The organism is Massilia sp. Soil_C_3, assembly GCF_057657035.1.
This window is the reverse complement of sequence record NZ_JBDGJG010000010.1, coordinates 137142-155746: the sequence shown is the minus strand read 5'-3', so window position 1 is coordinate 155746 and position 18605 is coordinate 137142. Positions and strand designations below refer to the sequence as shown.

Below are 18605 nucleotides of genomic sequence, written 5' to 3'. Positions count from 1 at the left end.
AACAGACAAGGAGACTCGATGAAACCAATGACATCCCTGGCCGCAGGCCTGGCCATGATGGCGATCCTCGTACCGGACAGCCTGGCCGAAGACCAGTTCAAGCTGCTGGTCCTGGCCACGCCCGGCAAGTACCACTACGAATACATCCCGATCGCGCGGGACAACCTGGAGCGCCTGGCCAAGCTGCATTCGTTCGGACTCACCTACACCAGCAAGACCCAGGTATTCGAAGGCGACCTGAAACAGTATGCGGCCGTGATGTTCCTGAACACGCCGGGCGAGGAGCTGAACCCGGCGCAGCGCGCCAACTTCGAGAACTATATGCGCGGCGGCGGCAATGCCGTCGTGGTGCACCGCGCGGCGATCGCCAAGCCGAACGATTGGGTCTGGTTCGAGAAGATGGTGGGCCGCACGATCGGCCTGCATCCAAAGCTGCAGACCGGAGTGGTGACCGTCGTCGACAAGAATTTCCCCGCCACCTTCGGCCTGCCCGGGCGCTGGGTCTGGAGCGACGAGTTCTACACCTTCACCAATCCCTACAACGTAACGATCAACCCGGTGCTGAACGTGGACGAGTCGAGCTACGACCCGACCCTGATCTGGCCGGGCCAGACGGTGAAGGGCATGGGCAAGGACCACCCGATCGCCTGGCACCACCAGCACGAGAAGGGCCGCGTGTTCGTCACCACGCTCGGACACAACGGCGAGATGTACCGCGACCCGCAATACCTGGGACATCTGCTGGGCGGGATCTACTGGGCCGCGACTGGATTGGGGCGAACCAGCGAAAGCCGTTAAATAGCTGAATGCCTGCGCTGCAGCTCGTCAAGTTATCGTTCCAGGCATTCAGAGTGATATGCGTGCGTACCCAGTGTGCGAGTTCAGCCAGTTCGCTGTTGGGAATCCTTTGCTGACTCCGAGATGGGACCACGAGTCCTATCTTTACCCTCGTGTGGGCACGGATCAAGTGCAATGCGGGAGCAATGTCGGTATCGTTGGTTACGATCACGACCTGATCGACCTCACCTGTTATCGCATCGTGGTAAGCCTGCAGCGCGAGATTAACGTCAGACTGTTTTTCCTCAAGCTTCCATACCAGCGTTTCCTGGCAATCGCGCGGCCAGGCTTCCGGGGCTGCCGGATTCACGAGCTTGGCTTTTGACTCAATCAACGAGTAGTAGCCTTCGATAAGTTCAATCTTTTCGCTGTAAAGTTTGCGCAGCGCCGTATGGTATCGCGCTTGTGACGACACCGAATCAAGCGCCTTAGCAGCCTTTTCCAATATCTTGGCGGTGAAGAACTTGATACTTAGAGGCAATAGCACGCTTTCAGCGGGCGCGCTGGCGGGAAGAATATATTGCTCAAAGAGCGTCATCAGATCCAGCCATTTATATGGCGTACTCTTCAGGCAGCCATAATAGAGATTGTAGCCATCGATATAGATGCGGGTGCGCAACGGCACTGGAACTATGACCTGTACTCCTGCCATTTTCGCTCCGTAGAAATGAAAAAACCGGCTTGCGCCGGCTTCTTCCCCCGCGCCCCAGATGGTCAAGCCACACCGGCGTCGCGGATTAGTTGTTAAGAAGAGTGTATCAGATTTGAGCAGAAAAATCTCGCCTCCGTAAATATCTTATCTTGCCTTCCGCAAGCGCCGCCAGCCCAGCACCAGGCCGCTGAAAGTCAGGGCAAAGCCCAGCACGCACAGGACGATCACGACCACATCCCATAGCGGCCTTGTGCGCAGGAAGGCGAAGTCGAGCTGGTGCAAGCCGTTGAACAGCCAACGGTCCCAGCGCTTGTCGCGGTCGACGTAGCCGGCCAGGCGGCCCTGGGCCGGGTCGATGTAGAACACCGGCGCTTCAGGCAGGTCGAAGCGTGCGCGCAAGACCGGGAAGGCCGCTTCGCGGTGATGGCTGTAGTAATAGTCGTCGGGACGGGTGAGCAGTTCCGCCTGCATCGGCGCCCCGGGGCGGATCGCCTGCGCGGCATGCAGCAGCGCCTCGTGCGGCACGCCAGGCACGGCGGCGCTGTCGCGTGTATCGACCAGATTGCGTCCTTGGCGGCCGAGCGCACTCAGATACAGCTTGCCGCCCACGCGGCGCCATTCCAGTTCCAGGGTGCCGGGATGCGCGCGCAGCAGCGCGGCCGCATCCAGCGCCAAGTCGTCGCTGTCGAGCGCACCGCCGGCGAATGCCTGCCGGTCGTGCGCGGTGACGCCGCCGCCTGACGGAAAGCCGAACGGACCGACCGACAACCAGCCGCTGAACAGCCAGGTGATGACCAGCGCTCCGATACAGAGACCCAGCCAGTGGTGCCAGGCCTTCCAGCCCGTATAGGGCGACATTCGGCCTCCCGCGTAACGGCGCCGCACACGCAGGCGCAGGATGCTGATCACCATGCCTGTCACGGCCAGCACCATGGCCACGCCGGAAGTCCACATCACGGCCTGGCGCCAGGCTTCGTTGTGCTTGCGCAGCGGCGTCACGTATACCCAATGGATGACGGAGCCGACCCAGTTCCAGGCCCGCTCGCTGCGGGTCGTGTCGCGCACCAGCTCCCCGGTGCGGCCGGACACGTACAGGACGCTGCCGGCATCATCGGCAGCGGCAACGCGGTACAGGGGCCGGTGCGCGCGCACGGCGCCGAAGGTCCATTGATCGAGTTCGATCTTGTCGACTGCCAGCGAACGCGCATCGGGCGCCGCGCTGCGCGCGCTGCTCGAGACGATCAGGTAGTTCACTTCCAGCGGCGCCCCACTGTCGGCCCATACCGAATGCCAGTTGCGTTCGTGCTGGAAGTGCCACGCCGGGCGGCCCGCCACGGTATTGACGCGCACCGCATCCGGGGCCGCGCTTTTAGTCCCACCTCCGGTCCATGCTTGACCGGCCGTTACCTGCACAAGGTCCGGGTCGAGCGGCGCCAGCCAGCCCATGCGCTCCTGTTCCGTCAGCTCCGGATAGGGCACGTACATCATGACGATGCCGGAACCGAACCACAGCAGCACCAAGAGGCCGATCGCGATGCCCAGCCAGCGGTGCCACCAGTAGAGCTGGCGCTTCCAGGACACTTAGTAACGCCAGTGGACGGTCAGCTCGGCATGACGCTCGTCGCCCAGCAGGTATTGCGAAGAACCATACGAGGTGATCGCATACAGCTTGTCGGTCAGGTTGCGTAGGTTGAGCTGCAGCTGCACGTTGCGGCTCAGGGCCCAGCCGATCGAGGCGTCCAGCGTGGTATAGGCCGGCAAGGCCTGGGTATTGGCATTGCTGATGAAGCGCTCACCCACGTAGCGCAGGCCGGCGCTGGTGCGCCAGTCGCCGGCGCGGTGCGTCAGCCACAGGTTCGAGGAGACCTTCGGCACGTTGGCCGGGCGATTGCCCGCGCGCGAGACGTTGCCCGCCTCCAGCAGCTCGTCGAACTCGGCATCCGTATAGGCCACATTGGCATCCATGCGCCAGCCAGGGGCCAGGCTCACACTGGCGCTCACTTCCGCGCCCTGCGAGGTCTGCGAGCCGCCCTGCACCGACAGCGCTGGATTGTCCGGGTCGCGTGTGATGATGTCGTCCTTCCTGATCCGGTACAGCGCCGCCGTCCACTCGGCGCGGCCGCCGGCCAGCATCTGCTTGACGCCCGCCTCGACCTGGCGCGCGTCGGTCAGCTTGAACTTGCTGTTGGCCAGGGTCATCGACAAGAGGCTCGTCAGCGGATCGCTGCCGGTGCTGACCTGGCCGTAGAGCGAGGTATCCGGCGCCAGCTTCCAGCTCGCGCCAAGGCGGACCGAATTGGCGCGCAGCGTGGTGCCGAAGTGGCCGCTGTCGGCCAGCAGGTTGCGGCGGTCGATCTTGTAGCGGTCATGGCGCGCGCCCGCCGTCAGGAGCAGGCGCTCGTCCACGCGCCAGGCATCCTCGAGATAGAAGGCATGGGTGGTGGTGTCGGTCGCGAAGTTCGGGCGGAACGGGTCCGGGGTGTCCCAGAAGCTGCCCGGGTCGAAGCCGCTCGGCGCCACCGTCGATGCGCCGCCATAGGGCGAGTTGTTGGTGTGCTTGAAGTTGATGGTCGAGGCTTCCCAGCCCGCCACGACCTGGTTGGCGCCGGTTTTCCAGCGCGCCTCCAGGCGGTTCGCGGTTTGCTCCTGGTCGTGACGGATGCCGATGTAGTCGCTGCGGTCCACCACGTCGCGCACCGGATCGTAGGCATACGATTCGATATTGCGCCAGTCACGGCGCGACTTGAAGTAAGCCAGTTCGTTGCTGATGTCGAGGTTCGGCGTCACTTGCCAGTTCAGGCGCGCGACGGCCTTGTCGTCGACGAAACGCAGCACGGCATCGCCGGCATTGTAATTCTCGTCGCGCAGCCGTTCGGCCAGGCCGCCGTTCACCAGCGGCGTGCCGAAGTAGCGGATCGGATCTTGTTCGGCATGATCGAGCTGGGCGTACAGGGTTACGCCAGGCGCCAGCGTGGTCGTCATGCTGGTCAGGATCTTGCCATGGCGGGACTCGCCGCGGTCGATGAAGCCGTCGCTGCGGCCGGCATAGGCGTCGACGCGGAAGGCGCCCTGCTCGCCCAGCGCACCGGTGGCGCCGATGCCGGCGCGCAGAGATTCACCTCCGCCGATGCCGCCCAGGATCTCGAGCGAGGATTCGCGACGCGGCGCCTTGCGCACGGCATTGATGATGGCGCCGGTGGTGCCGCTGCCGTGGACCACCGAACCGGGGCCGCGCAGCACTTCGATCGTCTCGTAGCCCCAGGGATCGGCCGGATAGGTCGCGGTGGTGGAACCGACCAGCAGGTGCTGGCCGTTCTCCAGCATCGCGATCGAGTTGTTGCCGTTGAAGCCGCGCGCCGAATAGCTGATGCCGCTGCCGGGCGAGCTGCTGTCGGTCAGGCCAGTGGTGCGGGTCACCGCATCCTTGACCAGCAGGTCGCCACGCGCGGCGATGGTGGCGGCGCTCAGGCTCTCGGCGCTGGCTGGCAGGTCGAGCGCGCTGATGTCCAGGCGGCTGCCGGTGCTGTTCTGGCGGTCGAGCGCCAGGCCTTCGTCACCAGCCGCACCGCGAATCGTCACAGTGGGAAGGTCTTGTGCGAAGACGCTGGCAGCGCACAGCAGGGCGATGGCCGCGGCAAGCGGGCGGGCTTGGAAAATGGCGTTCATTATTTGTTCTTGGTCTGTGCAGGTTCGATCAGCATCAGCTGGCCGGTCTTGGGATCGCGGAATACCTCGCCGACGCGGTCATAGCCGCTGCCGTCCTGGGTCACGCCGCTGGCGGGCCGCTCGATCTGGCGGCCCTTCTCCACCGGCTGCGGGGTTTTCAGGCTCCCTTGCGTGCCGGCGATGGCGGCGATCAGGCCGCAGGCAAACACCAGCATCACGTCGACCAGGTTGACGAGGCTGGCGCGTGGGTCTTCGTCGCTCTGGTCGAAGCGCGCGTCGAGGTGGCGGTAGAGACGCAGTCTGCCGCGCCCACTCATGGCTGCGGCTCCATCGCGTCCAGCGTCTCTTCGTACCAGCGGCGGCGCAGCTTGCCGATCACCAGGCCGCCGATGCCGGCCACCAGGCCCAGCACGGTGGCGTCGAAGGCGACGGTGACGGCGCTGGCCAGCTTGGCGGGATCGCCTTCGCCCAGCGCCGCCAGGCCCGGTCCGAGCGGGATGATGGTGGCCATCAGGCCCAGCATTGGGGGGATACGCGCCAGCAGGTCGGCGCGCTCCAGGCGGTGGCGCGCAATGCGCTGCACCGCCTCGACATCGCCGCTGTCGCGCAACCTGGCCAGGCCGTGGAAGCGTTCGCCGACGGCGATGCCGGATTCGACCAATGCGATCGCACAGCCGGCCAGCAACGCCACCAGGGATGGCGCGAGCAGCCAGCTGACGGCGTCGTGCAGCCAGGCGTAAGAGAGGGTTTCGATCATGGATGACTCCTGAGAGGTTGAGGGAGATGCCGGCCGCGCCACAGGCCGAGCGAGAACAGGGCGAGGCAGGCGGCCAGGATGGCCAGCACCTGCACGATGCGCAAAGCAGGAGGCTGCGCGGGTTCGGGTTGCTGCTTCAGTTCATAGACACGCATTGGTTCAGGCAACAGCGCAGGCGCAGGTGGCGCCGGTTCGCTCGCTTCACCAGCGTCAGGCACTGCAGCTTGCTGCGCCGGGGCGGCGGCGGCAGGGACGGACGTGGCCACTGCCGGCAGCAGCTCGCCCCGCGCCTTGGCAAGCGTCACGCCGAGCTTTTGCGCATCCGCGCCATCCAGTTGCGGCGCGAGCCAGCCCCACATCGGGTGATCGGGCGCCGTATGGCCGCTACCCGGCAGACCGTTGGCCGCCACCAGGCGCGCCAGTTCGCCACCCATGCGGCGGATGGTCTCGGGATCGGTCTTCCAGAATCCTTTTTCGGCAGCCACCATGAACACCGCCAGCATGTGCGCCTTCACGTGCGCGTTGTGGCGCTGGCCCAGGAATTCGGGCAAGCCGAGCTGGTGCCGGTCGTCGAAGTAGACGGCCTTGACTTCGTCCCAGGCCCAGTTCTTGACCAGGTCGGGCCGCGTCACCTGCCAGCCCCACAGGTTCTCGATGAATTCCTGGCCCATGGTGCGCGCGCCGGAATAACCGTTGTCCATCAGCGGGCGCAGCCAGGCCGGGTTCAGGAAGCGTCCGCGCAGCTCGCCCAGCAAGGCGCTGGCGAGTGGCTCGACGTCGGCCTGGCCCGGCTGCGCATGCTGCAGGATCAGCGCGTCCGGCACGCGCCCGGTGCGCGTCTCGACCGCCAGCGACAGGCCGCCCAGATAGTCGAAGGCGTCGTTGTTGTCGAGCAGGCCGTACAGGTTGCTGGCGCGGCCGTGGTAGGTGCGGTGGATGCCGTCCAGCGCCACGTCGAAAGCGCGATGGCTCGAGGCGCCCTCGGCATCCAGGCCATAGGCATGGCCCATGCGGTTGCGGTAGGCGCGCCCGATCTCCTCGCGCTCGCGCCAGGCGCCGGAGCGCTCGGCCAGGCGGTTCACGCCAGTGCCGTAGGCGCCCGGCGCATCGCCGAACACGCGCAGCGCGGCCGCCTGCCCGGCTTCGCCCGCCGCCATGCCGCCCGCCGCCAGCGCGCGCTGGCGGGTCAGCCATTCGCGCGCCACGCGATTGCTCGTGGCCGGTTCGCTGCCCCACACAGCCCCTTCGATCGGCGCCAGCGCCGCCTGCAGGCCCTCGCGCAGCGATGGATCCTGCTCGACCAGCGCCTGCGCCGACGCCGCCAGCGCCAGCCGGCCGGCGCGGTCGATCAGGCGGATCAGGTTCGGGTACAGGTCGCGGAACAGGCCGGAAGTGGTGACCACCGCATCGCGCCGGACGGCGCCCGGTGTGAGTTTCACGTCGGTGACGATGCCGCGCGCATTCCACACCGGTTCGGCGCCCATCATCGCCAGCGCGAAGCCGACCATCACGCCTTCGTCGCGCACGGCGTCGGACGCCCACAGGATGATGCCTTCGCTGCCCTCGCCTACTTTGTCTCTTTCTGCGGCTTTCCCCGCCATCTGCAGGCCGAGGCCAAACCCCAGGCGGGTCGGCAGGATGTCGCCGTCGACCGCGTGGAAGTTGCGGCCCGTCGGCAGCGCCTCGGGCGAGCGCAGCGGATCGTTGCCCTTGCCCGGCTCGATGTAGCGGCCATCCAGGCCGGCCAGCAGCGCCGCCATCTCGCGCCGCGGCGAGTCGCGCAGCTTGTGCGCGACGTCGGGATCGTTGATGCCGCTCTTCTTCATCGAATCGAGCATCAGGTCGAGCGATTCGCGGCTCCATGGACGGCCGAACACGTGCAGGCCGTGGGGCATGAATTTCTCTTGCAGCTTGGTCAGATAGTGGCCGATCTCGTGCGCAAGCAGGTCGTCATCGGCGGCGTCGAAGCCGATGCCGCGCACCTCCAATACGTCGGACATCGACGCTTCGAGCTCGGCGCGCAGGTTCAGGGCCACGACGCGCTCGCGCATCAGTTGCGCGGCCTGGGTCTTGAGCGATTCGGACGACGCGGCTTCGAAACTCTCGACGATCTGGCGCAGCGACAGCAGCTCGTCGTACAGCGGCGTGGTCGCCAGCGGCGGCGTCAGGTGGTCGACGATGATGGCCAGGCCGCGGCGCTTGGCCTGCGTGCCTTCGCCGACGCCGTCGACGATATACGGGTAGATGCCCGGCAGGTCGCTCGCGATCAGGCTCGGATAGTCGTCGCTCGACAGGCCGACGGCCTTGCCCGGCATGAATTCATAGGTAGAGTGGCGGCCCACGTGCACTACGGCGTCGGCCTTGAAGCGGTCGCGGATCCAGTGATAAAAGCCCAGGAACTGGTGCGGCGGCGTGATGCTGGTGTTTGCGTGCAGCAGTTCCTCGTCCACTTCCCAGCCGCGCGGCGGCTGCGGGCCGATGAAGACGTTGCCGAACACCAGGCCCGGCACCAGCATCTTGCCGCCATCGACCATTACCCTGCCCGGCGCAGGGCCCCAGCCGCGCATGCCTTCGATGCCGTAGGCGATCAGGCGTCGATAAAGGGGAGCAAGCGACTGGCATGGACGTGGCTTGACGTCGTCCAGGCAGGCAAAGTAACCCTCTTCCAGCGCATGCAGGTCGCGCGTGGCCTGGACGCGTTGCGGATGGTCGACGCCCTCGACCAGGTGCAGCAGCTCCTCGATCACGGTCTCGGCCTGCTTGCGGCCCAGCGCGCGTTCGCCGGCCTTTTCGGCCGCCAGCACGTCGGCATGCAGGCGCCCCAGCAGGCCGTCCTGCATCTCGCCCCGCACCCGCGGCGACAGGGTCGCGAACCAGCGCGCGTAATCCTGCGCCGTGACGCCATTGACGGTGCCGGCCATCTCGCGCAGGGCGGCGCGGTCTTCCGGCAGGTTGACGCCGCGCGCCATGATCATGTCGAGTAGCGCCTCGGGCGAGGCCGGCAGCTCGCCGACCGTGTAGCCGGCGGCCTTGAGGGCATGCAGCATCTCGAACAGCGAGTCCGGCACATTGAGGTTGTCGGCGCCGATGTTCTGGCGGCCCGGCGGATGGTTGTAGTAGACCATCGCGACCTTCTTGTCGGCATTCGGTTTGGCGCGCAGCGCGAGCCATCGCGCCACGCGCCCCGACAGGCGGTCGACTTCGGCCGGCAGCAGTACTGGCGGGCGGTTCTCGATGCCGGTCTGGCGGTCGCGCTGGGGCTGGCCCAGGGCCGCCACCACCATTGGCTGGCTGATGCCCTGCAGCTCGGGCAGGGCCACGCGGTACTGGACCGAATCGGGCGGCAGGCCGTCGGGCGACAGCTGCCACTGCATCGCTGTGCGGTCCGACAGGCGGATCGCCTTGAACACCGGGATGTCCAGGCGCTTGAAGGCTTCGTCCACCGCCGCACGGCCCTCTGCGGCGCCAACCACGAAGTCCTGCAGCACCACCAGCGCCGCAGGCTTGGCCGGCGCGACCAGCTGCGGCAGGCGCTCGAGCGCTTCGCGCGAGGCGCCGCCCCAGCGTGTGAGCAGCTGCACGCAGGGCTGGCCGAGCTCCTCGATGCGGCGGCACAGCGCCGCGGGCACCACGCCATCCATATTCGCCAGGTCGAGCACGACCACGGTCGGCCGGTCCTGCAGGCCGAGTTTCGAGGCATTGCCCCAGGCGGCGGCGTCCTGCAGCTCGCGCTGTCCCGCGCGCAGGCGCAGGGTGGGCTCGGGCTGCGGAGCAGCCAGGGGCGTGCCTGGCGCGAGCAGGTGCCGCATCAGCTCCGTGGTGTTGTCGACGCCGCCCGCCTGCCACACGCGGCGCGCGGCCAGCCAGTGGCGGGCGGCGGGATCGGCCTCGGCCGCCTGCAACGCGGCCGGCGGCGGCGCCTCGCCCGCCAGCTGGCGCAGCAGCTCGGGCGAGAAGCCGGCAAGGCTGCCGTTACGCGAGCGCGTCATGAGGTTCAGGGTCGCCTCGCCGTTCAGCGCCAGCACCGCGGTGTCCGGCCTGGCGTGCCGCGCCAGAGCATCCTTCATGCGGCGCGCCGGGTCGCCGAACAGCGATACCGCCAGGATGCTGTCGGCGCCGGCGATCCACTTTGCCACGTCGCGCTCACTGGCCGCCATCAGCTGGGCCGGGGTACGCAGCAGGATGCGGTCTTGCGGATGGCTGGCCAGGTGGCGGTGAGCGGCCTCGATGGCGCCCGGCGCGGCGCGCTCGGTGACCACGGCGAACAGGGTCGCGGCGCTGCTGGAAGCGCAGGCGAGCAGGAACGCCAATGCGGCGCAGATGCGGACAAGGAAAAGCGTGTTCATGTGAACGTCGACCTTTTAGCTGCGCGCCAAAGCGCGCATGACAACAGGCAGCCGCCATCCTTCCGCGATGAACAGGGACGCGTGCGCGCACGCCACGAGGGCGCACGACCGCATAGGCGAATAGCACGAGCAGCAAAAGAAGGAACAGCGAACAACCAACAGGCACGCCCTCACCCCGGGACGTACGAATGCATCGTGGATGGCCGGTCTTCTGGCTCGCCGTCTTCCTTCCCCGGTCCTGCCTTCCCGTGCACAGGGCACAGTGGCGTTCGATCGGAGTCGTCAGGCTTACAGCAGCGGGGGCTGCGCCGGACTGGCGCGCGATGGCTATCGCGCACGTCACCGGCTTCCCGTTTCACCTCCCTGCAGACGAGCAGGAAGGCACCATTCACTTGATTGGGCGCGATTCTACCGCCAAGTTCGACCAGTTGTCACCGCATTATTTTTCTTCCGCAATCGAGATTGCCCTGAAAAATAAATCGCACGGGTTTATTTACCGGGAATGGATTTATACTGGCGGCTTCCAGCCGTCCCTCCCCTTGAACGCCCGCGCCATGCCGCCCGATAACGCACCGCCTACCGCCTTTGATCCCGCCACCATGCCGCTGCTGCGCAGCGTCGGCTCGAACCAGGTCGGCATGCGCGAGTACAACGAGCGGGTCGTGCTACAGGCGATCCGCACCCATGGCAGCCTGCCCAAGGCCGAAGTCGCGCGCCTGACCAAGCTCAGTACCCAAACCGCCTCGGTGATCATCAACCGCCTGCTGGACGAGCAACTGGTGGTCAAGCGCGACGCGGTGCGCGGCAAGGTCGGCCAGCCGTCGCAGCCGATCGCCCTGAATCCGGAAGGCGCGTTCTCGATCGGGATCCAGATCGGCCGGCGCGCGCTGGACGTGGTCCTGCTCGATTTCACGGGCGCGCTGCGCTGGCAGTCGTCGACGCCCTACGCCAGCCCCGAGGTGGAACAGGTGTTCGCCGCCATCGACGCGAGGCTGCGCGAGGTGGACGACTTCCTCGGCCCGGAACTGGCGCCTCGCCTGACCGGCATCGGCCTGGCCGCCCCGCTCACACTGGGCACCTGGCACGGCCTGGAGAGCCTGTTGCCGCAAGAGGCAAAAGCCTGGCGCCGGGTCGACGTGCGCGTGCGCCTGCAGGCCATGACGCCGCTGCGCGTCGACTTCGCCAAGGACACGATCGCAGCCTGCGTGGCCGAACTGGTGGCCGGCCGCGGACGCAAGCTGAAAAGCTATCTGTACGTGTTCGTCGACACCCTGGTCGGCGGCGGCCTGGTGATCGACGGCGAGCCGCACAGCGGCCAGTTCGGCAATGCCGGCGCGATCGGTTCGATGCCCCTGGGCCTGGCCGGCACGGACGAACGCGGCGTGGCGCCGCAGCTGCTCGGCGCGGCTTCGCTGGTGCGGCTGGAAGAGATGCATGCCCAGGCCGGCCTGGAACTGCTGGCGTTCGGCGACGAACGCCTGTTGAGCGGGCCATGGGAAGCCGTGACCCGGCAATGGATCGAGGAAGCCGCCAATGCGATCACCTTCGGCGTCACCGGCGCGGCTTGCCTCCTCGACCTGGATGGCGTGATCGTCGACGGCGCCGTCAGCCGCGCCCTGCTCGAACGCCTGATCGCCGCGATGCAGGAGCAGATGACGCGCTACAGCTGGCAGGGCACCGAGCGGCCGCTGGTGATGGCGGGGACGATCGGGATGACGGCCAAGGTCATCGGCGCGGCCTACCTGCCGCTGCATGCGAACTTCGCGCCGGCGCATGGATTGTTCCTGAAGGCGGCCCGGCGCTAGCAAGGCGTGCGCGGTACCGGACCTGTTCGCGCTAGAGTATTCGCCACCATCACCATGGAGGCGATCATGTTGGCGAATATGGATGCGGCCGCAACAGTCGGCGTACGCGATATGGCTGCGGCAAGAGAGTTCTACGGCAATGTGCTGGGATTGAAGCAGGTCGACAGCGATGGCGGCGATGACGATATGGCGCTCTACCGGAGCGGCAACGCACGGGTGTTCGTCTACCGCTCGGAGTATGCCGGCACGAACCAGGCGACCGCCATCACCTGGGATGTGGGCGACAGGTTCGACGACATCGTCGCCGCACTGCAGGCCAAGGGCGCCCGCTTCGAGCATTACGACATGGGCGGCTTGCGGCGCGAGGGCGACGTCCATGTTGCTGGCCAGTTGAAGATCGTGTGGCTCAAAGACCCTGACGGAAATATCCTGAGCATCAATAGCGCCTGATGCGCTGAAAGGTGCAGGATCGGCTCAGGCAGCCCGGGCACCCCGGCTAAAGAAAAAACCCCGCAATCGCTTGCGGGGTTTTTTACTGGTTCGTCAAGCAGCGACGATTGATCTCGCCCAATACGACTTAGAACGGAATGTCGTCATCCATATCCGAGAAGTTCGGCGCCGGTTTCGGCTGCGGACGCGCGGCCGGGGCCGGTGGCGCCTGGCGCGGAGCCGGACGCTGCGGGGCCGAGTAGTCGTCGTCCATGCCGCCGCCCATGCCGCCACCCATGCTGTCGCCGCCCATGCCCTGGCGACCGCCCAGCATCTGCATGTTTTCAGCGATGATATCGGTGGCGTAGCGCTCGATGCCGTCCTTGTCGGTGTACTTGCGGGTCTGCAGGCGGCCTTCGACGTAGACCGACGAACCCTTCTTGAGGTACTGGCCCACGATTTCGGCCAGGCGGCCGAAGAAGGAAATACGGTGCCACTCGGTCAGCTCTTTCTGCTCGCCGGTGTTGCGGTCTTTGGATTTATACGAGGTGGCGACCGCGATGTTCGCGATGGCGTCGCCGCTCGGCATGTAGCGAATTTCCGGATCGCGGCCGAGGTTGCCGACGATGATGACCTTGTTGACTGATGCCATGGTGTTACTCCTGCTGGGTATGGTAAGCCCTGACTCTGCGTATTTCTAGGCGTCAGGGAACGGTGTGTTGCAGCTGACTATTATGCGGTCCGCCACCCGATTTCAGCAATCCTTTTCGTTGGCTGGCATCAGTCCGGACGCACCATCGAATCGGCTGTTTCGTTGTCGATTAATTCAGATAAATAACTGCCCTGAAAAATTATTTTCCAGTTCTGAACGCTTTGTCATTGAAGCGCCCGGGGATCGGCCCACATAGCATAGACCCGGCCTTCCTGCGCTTGTCAAAGTGGTATGCCAATTTGGCACCCCTGGTACAGCAACTACTGGATAGATGTACAGCCGAAACAAAAACGCGCTACACTTACGGGTTCTCCCCGATTGGCCCGCTTACCGCGCTGGTAGCGTTTGCGGCCCCGCAAAAACTGATAGAAAGTCTGCCCAACTTAATGGAAGAAATTCGCATTCGTGGTGCCCGCACGCACAATCTGAAGAACATCAATCTCGACCTGCCGCGCAACAAGCTGATCGTGATCACCGGCCTGTCGGGCTCGGGCAAGTCGTCGCTCGCCTTCGACACCCTGTATGCCGAAGGCCAGCGCCGCTACGTCGAATCGCTGTCGGCCTATGCGCGCCAGTTCCTGCAGCTGATGGAAAAGCCGGACGTCGACCTGATCGAAGGCCTGTCGCCGGCGATCTCGATCGAGCAGAAGGCGACCTCGCACAATCCGCGCTCGACCGTCGGCACCGTCACCGAGATCCACGACTACCTGCGCCTGCTGTACGCGCGCGTCGGCACGCCGTATTGCCCGCAGCACCCGCATGAGCCGCTGTCGGCCCAGACCGTGTCGCAGATGGTCGATGCCGTGCTCGCCATGCCGGAAGGCACCAAGCTGATGATCCTGGCGCCGGTCGTGGCCGGCCGCAAGGGCGAGCACGGCGACCTGTTCCAGGCCATGCAGGCCCAGGGCTTCGTGCGCTTCCGCATCGCCAGCGGCGTCAATGCCGCCAAGATCTATGAAATCGATGAACTGCCCAAGCTCAAGAAGACCGAGAAGCACAGCATCGACGTCGTGATCGACCGGGTGAAGGTGAACCAGGACATCAAGCAGCGCCTGGCCGAAAGCTTCGAGACCGCCCTGCGCCTGGCCGATGGCCGCGCCGTAGCCTACGAGATGGATACCGAGAAGGAAACCGTCTTCTCGAACAAGTTCGCCTGTAATGTTTGCGGCTACTCGCTGCAAGAGCTGGAACCGCGCCTGTTCTCGTTCAATAACCCGATGGGCGCCTGCCAGGAATGCGATGGCCTGGGCCATATCGAGTTCTTCGATCCGAAGCGGGTCGTGGCCTTCCCGCACCTGTCGCTGGCCTCCGGCGCCGTCAAGGGCTGGGACCGCCGCAACCAGTTCTACTTCCAGATGCTGCAAAGCCTGGCGGCCCATTACGATTTCGACCTCGACAAGCCTTTCGAGCAATTGCCGAAGACTTCGCAGGAAGCCGTGCTGTTCGGCTCAGGCAAGACCGCGATCCCGTTCAGCTATGTGAACGAGCGTGGCCGCACCGTGATCCGCGAGCATACCTTCGAAGGCGTGGTCAACAACCTGCAGCGGCGCTACCGCGAGACCGATTCGATGGCGGTCAAGGAAGAGCTGGCCAAGTTCATCAATGAAAAGAAATGCCCGGCCTGCGAAGGCGCGCGCCTGCGCACCGAAGCGCGGTTCGTCAAGATCGGCCAGGGCGCCCAGCAGCGCGCGATCTACGAAGTATCGGATCGCCCCTTGCGCGAAACCCTGAATTTCTTCGAGACCCTGGAACTCACTGGCGCCAAGAAGGACATCGCCGAGCGCGTGATCAAGGAGATCATTTCGCGCCTCAAGTTCCTGAACAATGTTGGCCTGGACTACCTGTCGCTCGATCGCAGCGCGGATACCCTGTCCGGCGGCGAAGCCCAGCGTATCCGCCTGGCCTCGCAGATCGGCTCTGGCCTGACCGGCGTCATGTACGTGCTCGATGAACCGTCGATCGGCCTGCACCAGCGCGACAACGATCGCCTGATCGCCACCCTGAAGCATTTGCGCGACATCGGCAATAGCGTGCTGGTGGTCGAGCACGACGAAGACGCGATCCGCACCGCCGACTACATCGTCGACATGGGTCCGGGCGCGGGCGTGCATGGCGGCCAGATCATTGCCGAAGGCACGCTCGAGCAGATCATGAACAACGAGCATTCGGTGACCGCCCAGTACCTGGACGGCCGGCGCAAGATCGAAGTGCCGAAGAAGCGCACCAAGGCCGACCCGGCGCGCCAGCTGGTGATCACAGGCGCAAAAGGCAATAACCTCAAGGATGTGACCCTGACCTTGCCGGTGGGCCTGATGACTTGCGTGACGGGCGTCTCGGGTTCCGGTAAGTCGACCCTGATCAACGACACGCTGTATCCGGCGCTGTCGCGCCACCTGTACGGTTCGCAGACCGAGCCGGCCGAGCACAGCTCGATCCACGGCCTGGAACACTTCGACAAGGTAATCTCGGTCGACCAGGCGCCGATCGGCCGCACGCCGCGTTCGAACCCGGCGACCTATACGGGCCTCTTCACGCCGATCCGCGACCTGTTCTCGACCGTGCCGACCGCCAAGGAACGCGGCTACAGCGCCGGCCGCTTCTCGTTCAACGTCAAGGGCGGTCGCTGCGAAGCGTGCCAGGGCGATGGCGTGATCAAGGTCGAGATGCACTTCTTGCCGGACGTGTACGTGCCGTGCGACGTCTGCCATGGCAAGCGCTACAACCGCGAAACGCTGGAAGTGCAGTACAAGGGCAAGAACATCACCGAAGTGCTGGACTTGACGGTCGAGGATGCGCACGAGTTCTTCAAACCGGTGCCGGTCATCGCGCGTAAACTCCAGACCCTGCTGGACGTGGGCCTGGGTTACATCAAGCTGGGCCAGAGCGCGACCACCTTGTCGGGCGGCGAGGCGCAGCGCGTCAAGCTGTCGCTCGAGCTGTCCAAGCGCGACACCGGTCGCACCTTGTACATCCTGGATGAACCGACCACCGGCCTGCACTTCGCCGACATCGACCTGCTGCTGAAGGTGATCCACCGCCTGCGCGACCAGGGCAATACGCTCGCCATCATCGAGCACAACCTGGACGTGATCAAGACCGCGGACTGGATCGTCGACCTGGGGCCGGAAGGCGGCGCCGGCGGCGGCACCATCGTGGCCTGCGGCACGCCGGAGCAAGTGGCCAAGGTCAAGGACAGCCCGACGGGCAAGTACCTGAAGCCGCTACTCAAGGCTTGATAACGGTTCGATCCAAATAAAACAGGGGCAACGCCATTGGCGTTGCCCCTGTTCTTTTTTATATGGCCGCTTTGAATAGCGGCCTCTCCCCCACTCGGCCGGTCTCAGCCGGCCAGTTGCTTCTCCAGGCGGGCCTTGGTGTCCACCAGCTCTTGCGGCAGGCGGTAGGCGAGCTTGTCGAACAATTCGCCGTGCAGCTTCAGTTCTTCGGCCCATGCGTTCTTGTCGATCGACGTGATCTGGGTGAACTGCGCTTCGGTGAACTCCACGCCATCCCAGTTCAGGTCGCCATACGACGGCGACGTGCCGAACAGGTGCGTGTTGCCGGCGGCGGCGCTGCCCTCGGTACGGTCGAGTATCCATTTCAGCACGCGCATATTGTCGCCGTAGCCCGGCCATACAAAGCTGCCGTCCTCGCCTGTGCGGAACCAGTTGACGCAGAAGATCTTCGGCAGCGCAGCTGGATTGATGGCGGCTACTTTCTTGCCGAGATCCAGCCAGTGCTGGAAATAGTCGCTCATGTTGTAGCCGATGAAAGGCAGCATCGCGAACGGATCGCGGCGCACCACGCCCATCTGGCCGGCGGCGGCGGCGGTGGTCTCGGAACCCATGGTCGCGGCCATGTAAACGCCATCCACCCAGTTATTGGCCTCGGTCACCAGCGGCACCGTGGTCGAGCGGCGGCCGCCGAAGATGAAGGCCGAGATCGGCACGCCGGCCGGATCGTCCCAGGCCGGATCGATCACCGGATTCTGGGTTGCGGCCACGGTGAAGCGCGCATTCGGGTGCGCCGCCTTGCTGCCGGAGGCCGGGGTCCAGTCCTTGCCCTGCCAGTCGATCAGATGCGCCGGGGCTTCTTTCGTCATGCCTTCCCACCACACGTCGCCGTCGTCGGTCAGCGCCACGTTGGTGAAGATCACGTTCTCGCGCAGCGAGGCCATGCAGTTCGGATTGGTCTTTTCATTGGTGCCCGGCGCCACGCCGAAGTAGCCGGCTTCCGGGTTGATCGCGACCAGCTTGCCGTCCGCCGCCGGCTTGATCCAGGCGATGTCGTCGCCGATGGTCGTCACTTTCCAGCCGTCGAAAGTCTTCGGTGGGATCAGCATCGCGAAGTTGGTTTTGCCGCAGGCCGAAGGGAAAGCTGCCGCGACATATTGTTTGTCACCCTTGGGCGACTCGACGCCCAGGATCAGCATGTGTTCGGCCAGCCAGCCGGTGCCGCCGGCTTGCGCCTCTTGATAACCCATGTTCGAGGCGATGCGCAGGGCGAAGCATTTCTTGCCCAGCAGCGCGTTGCCGCCATAGCCGGAGCCGAAGGACCAGATCTCGCGGGTTTCCGGGTAGTGCACGATGTACTTGGTGGCATTGCATGGCCAGGCGACGTCGTTCTGGCCGGCAGCCAGCGGCGCGCCGACCGAGTGAACGCAGGGAACGAACTCGCCGTCCGGGCCCAGCACGTCGTAGACGGCCTTGCCCATGCGCGTCATGATGCGCATATTGACCGCGACATAAGGCGAGTCGGACAGTTCGACGCCGATATGGGCGATTGGAGAGCCCAGCGGACCCATCGAGAACGGCACCACGTACAGGGTGCGGCCGGCCATGCAGCCGTCGAACAGGCCGTGCAGGGTGCGGCGCATCTCGGCCGGCTCCATCCAGTTGTTGGTCGGGCCGGCCTGCTCCTTGGTGGCGGAGCAGATATAGGTGCGGTCTTCGACGCGCGCCACGTCCGATGGATCGGACCAGGCCAGGTAGGAATTGGGGCGCTTGGCGGGGTTGAGCTTCTTCATCGTGCCCGCTTCGACCATCTGTGCGCACAGGCGGTCGTATTCTTCTTCCGAACCGTCGCACCAGTAAATGCTGTCAGGCTTGGTCAGGGCGGCGATTTCCGCGACCCAATTGATGAGCTTTTGATGTTTGAGGTAAGCTGGAACGTTCAGTGCGGCAACGCCGCCCATCACGGGCTGGTTCATGGGGAGTCCTCCAAATGCCAATAAAGAATTCGGGTGGATCGCTGGGTCGGGATCGTCCATGGGCAAGCGGCCTGGTCAGGATCGCGGTGGGACAGCGGTCGGGTCAGCGGTCGGGTCGACAGCCTCTGGCAAGGCTGAGCGGTGCGTCTCATGAGCACCGTTGGATACGTGTCATTCCTGTAAGTTCTGCGC

The 18605-nt window shown here is 65.3% G+C and carries 12 protein-coding genes and 1 riboswitch; of the genes, 4 read left to right on the top strand and 8 right to left on the bottom strand.

Features of this window, described 5'->3' with window-relative positions; translation table 11 throughout:
• The first annotated feature begins 18 nt into the window (after positions 1–18).
• Positions 19–798 (top strand): ThuA domain-containing protein, encoded by a 780-nt coding sequence (locus AC3A6F_RS21090; RefSeq protein WP_487684494.1) that lies wholly within the window; start codon positions 19–21, stop codon positions 796–798.
• On the opposite strand, the gene AC3A6F_RS21085 is transcribed toward AC3A6F_RS21090, so the two are convergent.
• The 6 genes from AC3A6F_RS21085 to AC3A6F_RS21060 form a co-directional block, all read right to left on the bottom strand.
• Positions 683–1555 carry an NYN domain-containing protein gene (locus tag AC3A6F_RS21085; RefSeq protein WP_487684491.1) on the bottom strand — a complete coding sequence of 291 codons (873 nt, stop codon included), beginning with the start codon at positions 1553–1555 and terminating at the stop codon, positions 683–685. The genes AC3A6F_RS21090 and AC3A6F_RS21085 overlap by 116 nt on opposite strands.
• A 78-nt stretch (positions 1556–1633) precedes the next feature.
• Positions 1634–3070 (bottom strand): PepSY domain-containing protein, encoded by a 1437-nt coding sequence (locus AC3A6F_RS21080; RefSeq protein ID WP_487684488.1) that lies wholly within the window; start codon positions 3068–3070, stop codon positions 1634–1636.
• A complete protein-coding gene (locus tag AC3A6F_RS21075) occupies positions 3071–5155 on the bottom strand; it encodes a TonB-dependent receptor (protein WP_487684485.1) in 2085 nt (694 codons plus the stop codon).
• Positions 5155–5472, bottom strand: coding sequence for a DUF2149 domain-containing protein (locus tag AC3A6F_RS21070; RefSeq protein ID WP_320474501.1), 318 nt, complete (start codon positions 5470–5472; stop codon positions 5155–5157). The genes AC3A6F_RS21075 and AC3A6F_RS21070 overlap by 1 nt, the downstream gene beginning before the upstream one ends.
• The gene (locus AC3A6F_RS21065) at positions 5469–5912 is read right to left on the bottom strand and encodes a MotA/TolQ/ExbB proton channel family protein (protein WP_184240196.1); all 444 of its coding nucleotides are present in this window, start codon (positions 5910–5912) and stop codon (positions 5469–5471) included. Before AC3A6F_RS21065 ends, AC3A6F_RS21070 begins: the two co-directional genes overlap by 4 nt.
• Positions 5909–10258 (bottom strand): cobaltochelatase subunit CobN, encoded by a 4350-nt coding sequence (locus tag AC3A6F_RS21060; RefSeq protein WP_487684481.1) that lies wholly within the window; start codon positions 10256–10258, stop codon positions 5909–5911. Before AC3A6F_RS21060 ends, AC3A6F_RS21065 begins: the two co-directional genes overlap by 4 nt.
• Before the next feature lie 184 nt (positions 10259–10442).
• Positions 10443–10662: riboswitch (cobalamin riboswitch) on the bottom strand.
• A 150-nt stretch (positions 10663–10812) separates the two neighbouring features.
• Between AC3A6F_RS21060 and AC3A6F_RS21055 the strand changes: the two genes are divergently transcribed.
• Together AC3A6F_RS21055 and AC3A6F_RS21050 are read left to right on the top strand one after the other, a co-directional pair.
• The gene (locus AC3A6F_RS21055) at positions 10813–12063 is read left to right on the top strand and encodes an ROK family transcriptional regulator (RefSeq protein WP_487684478.1); all 1251 of its coding nucleotides are present in this window, start codon (positions 10813–10815) and stop codon (positions 12061–12063) included.
• Positions 12064–12129: 66 nt separating this feature from the next.
• Positions 12130–12513, top strand: coding sequence for a VOC family protein (locus tag AC3A6F_RS21050; protein ID WP_487684475.1), 384 nt, complete (start codon positions 12130–12132; stop codon positions 12511–12513).
• Positions 12514–12640: 127 nt separating this feature from the next.
• On the opposite strand, the gene ssb is transcribed toward AC3A6F_RS21050, so the two are convergent.
• Positions 12641–13144 (bottom strand): single-stranded DNA-binding protein, encoded by a 504-nt coding sequence (ssb, locus tag AC3A6F_RS21045; RefSeq protein ID WP_109345880.1) that lies wholly within the window; start codon positions 13142–13144, stop codon positions 12641–12643.
• A gap of 446 nt (positions 13145–13590) precedes the next feature.
• Here ssb and uvrA point away from each other — a divergent pair, with 446 nt between their 5' ends.
• Complete coding sequence (gene uvrA, locus AC3A6F_RS21040) at positions 13591–16440, top strand: excinuclease ABC subunit UvrA (protein WP_487684472.1); 2850 nt, start codon at positions 13591–13593, stop codon at positions 16438–16440.
• A gap of 104 nt (positions 16441–16544) precedes the next feature.
• Here the strand turns inward: uvrA and AC3A6F_RS21035 are convergent, their stop codons facing one another.
• Complete coding sequence (locus tag AC3A6F_RS21035; protein WP_487684470.1) at positions 16545–18413, bottom strand: phosphoenolpyruvate carboxykinase (GTP); 1869 nt, start codon at positions 18411–18413, stop codon at positions 16545–16547.
• Between the last annotated feature and the right edge of the window lie 192 nt (positions 18414–18605).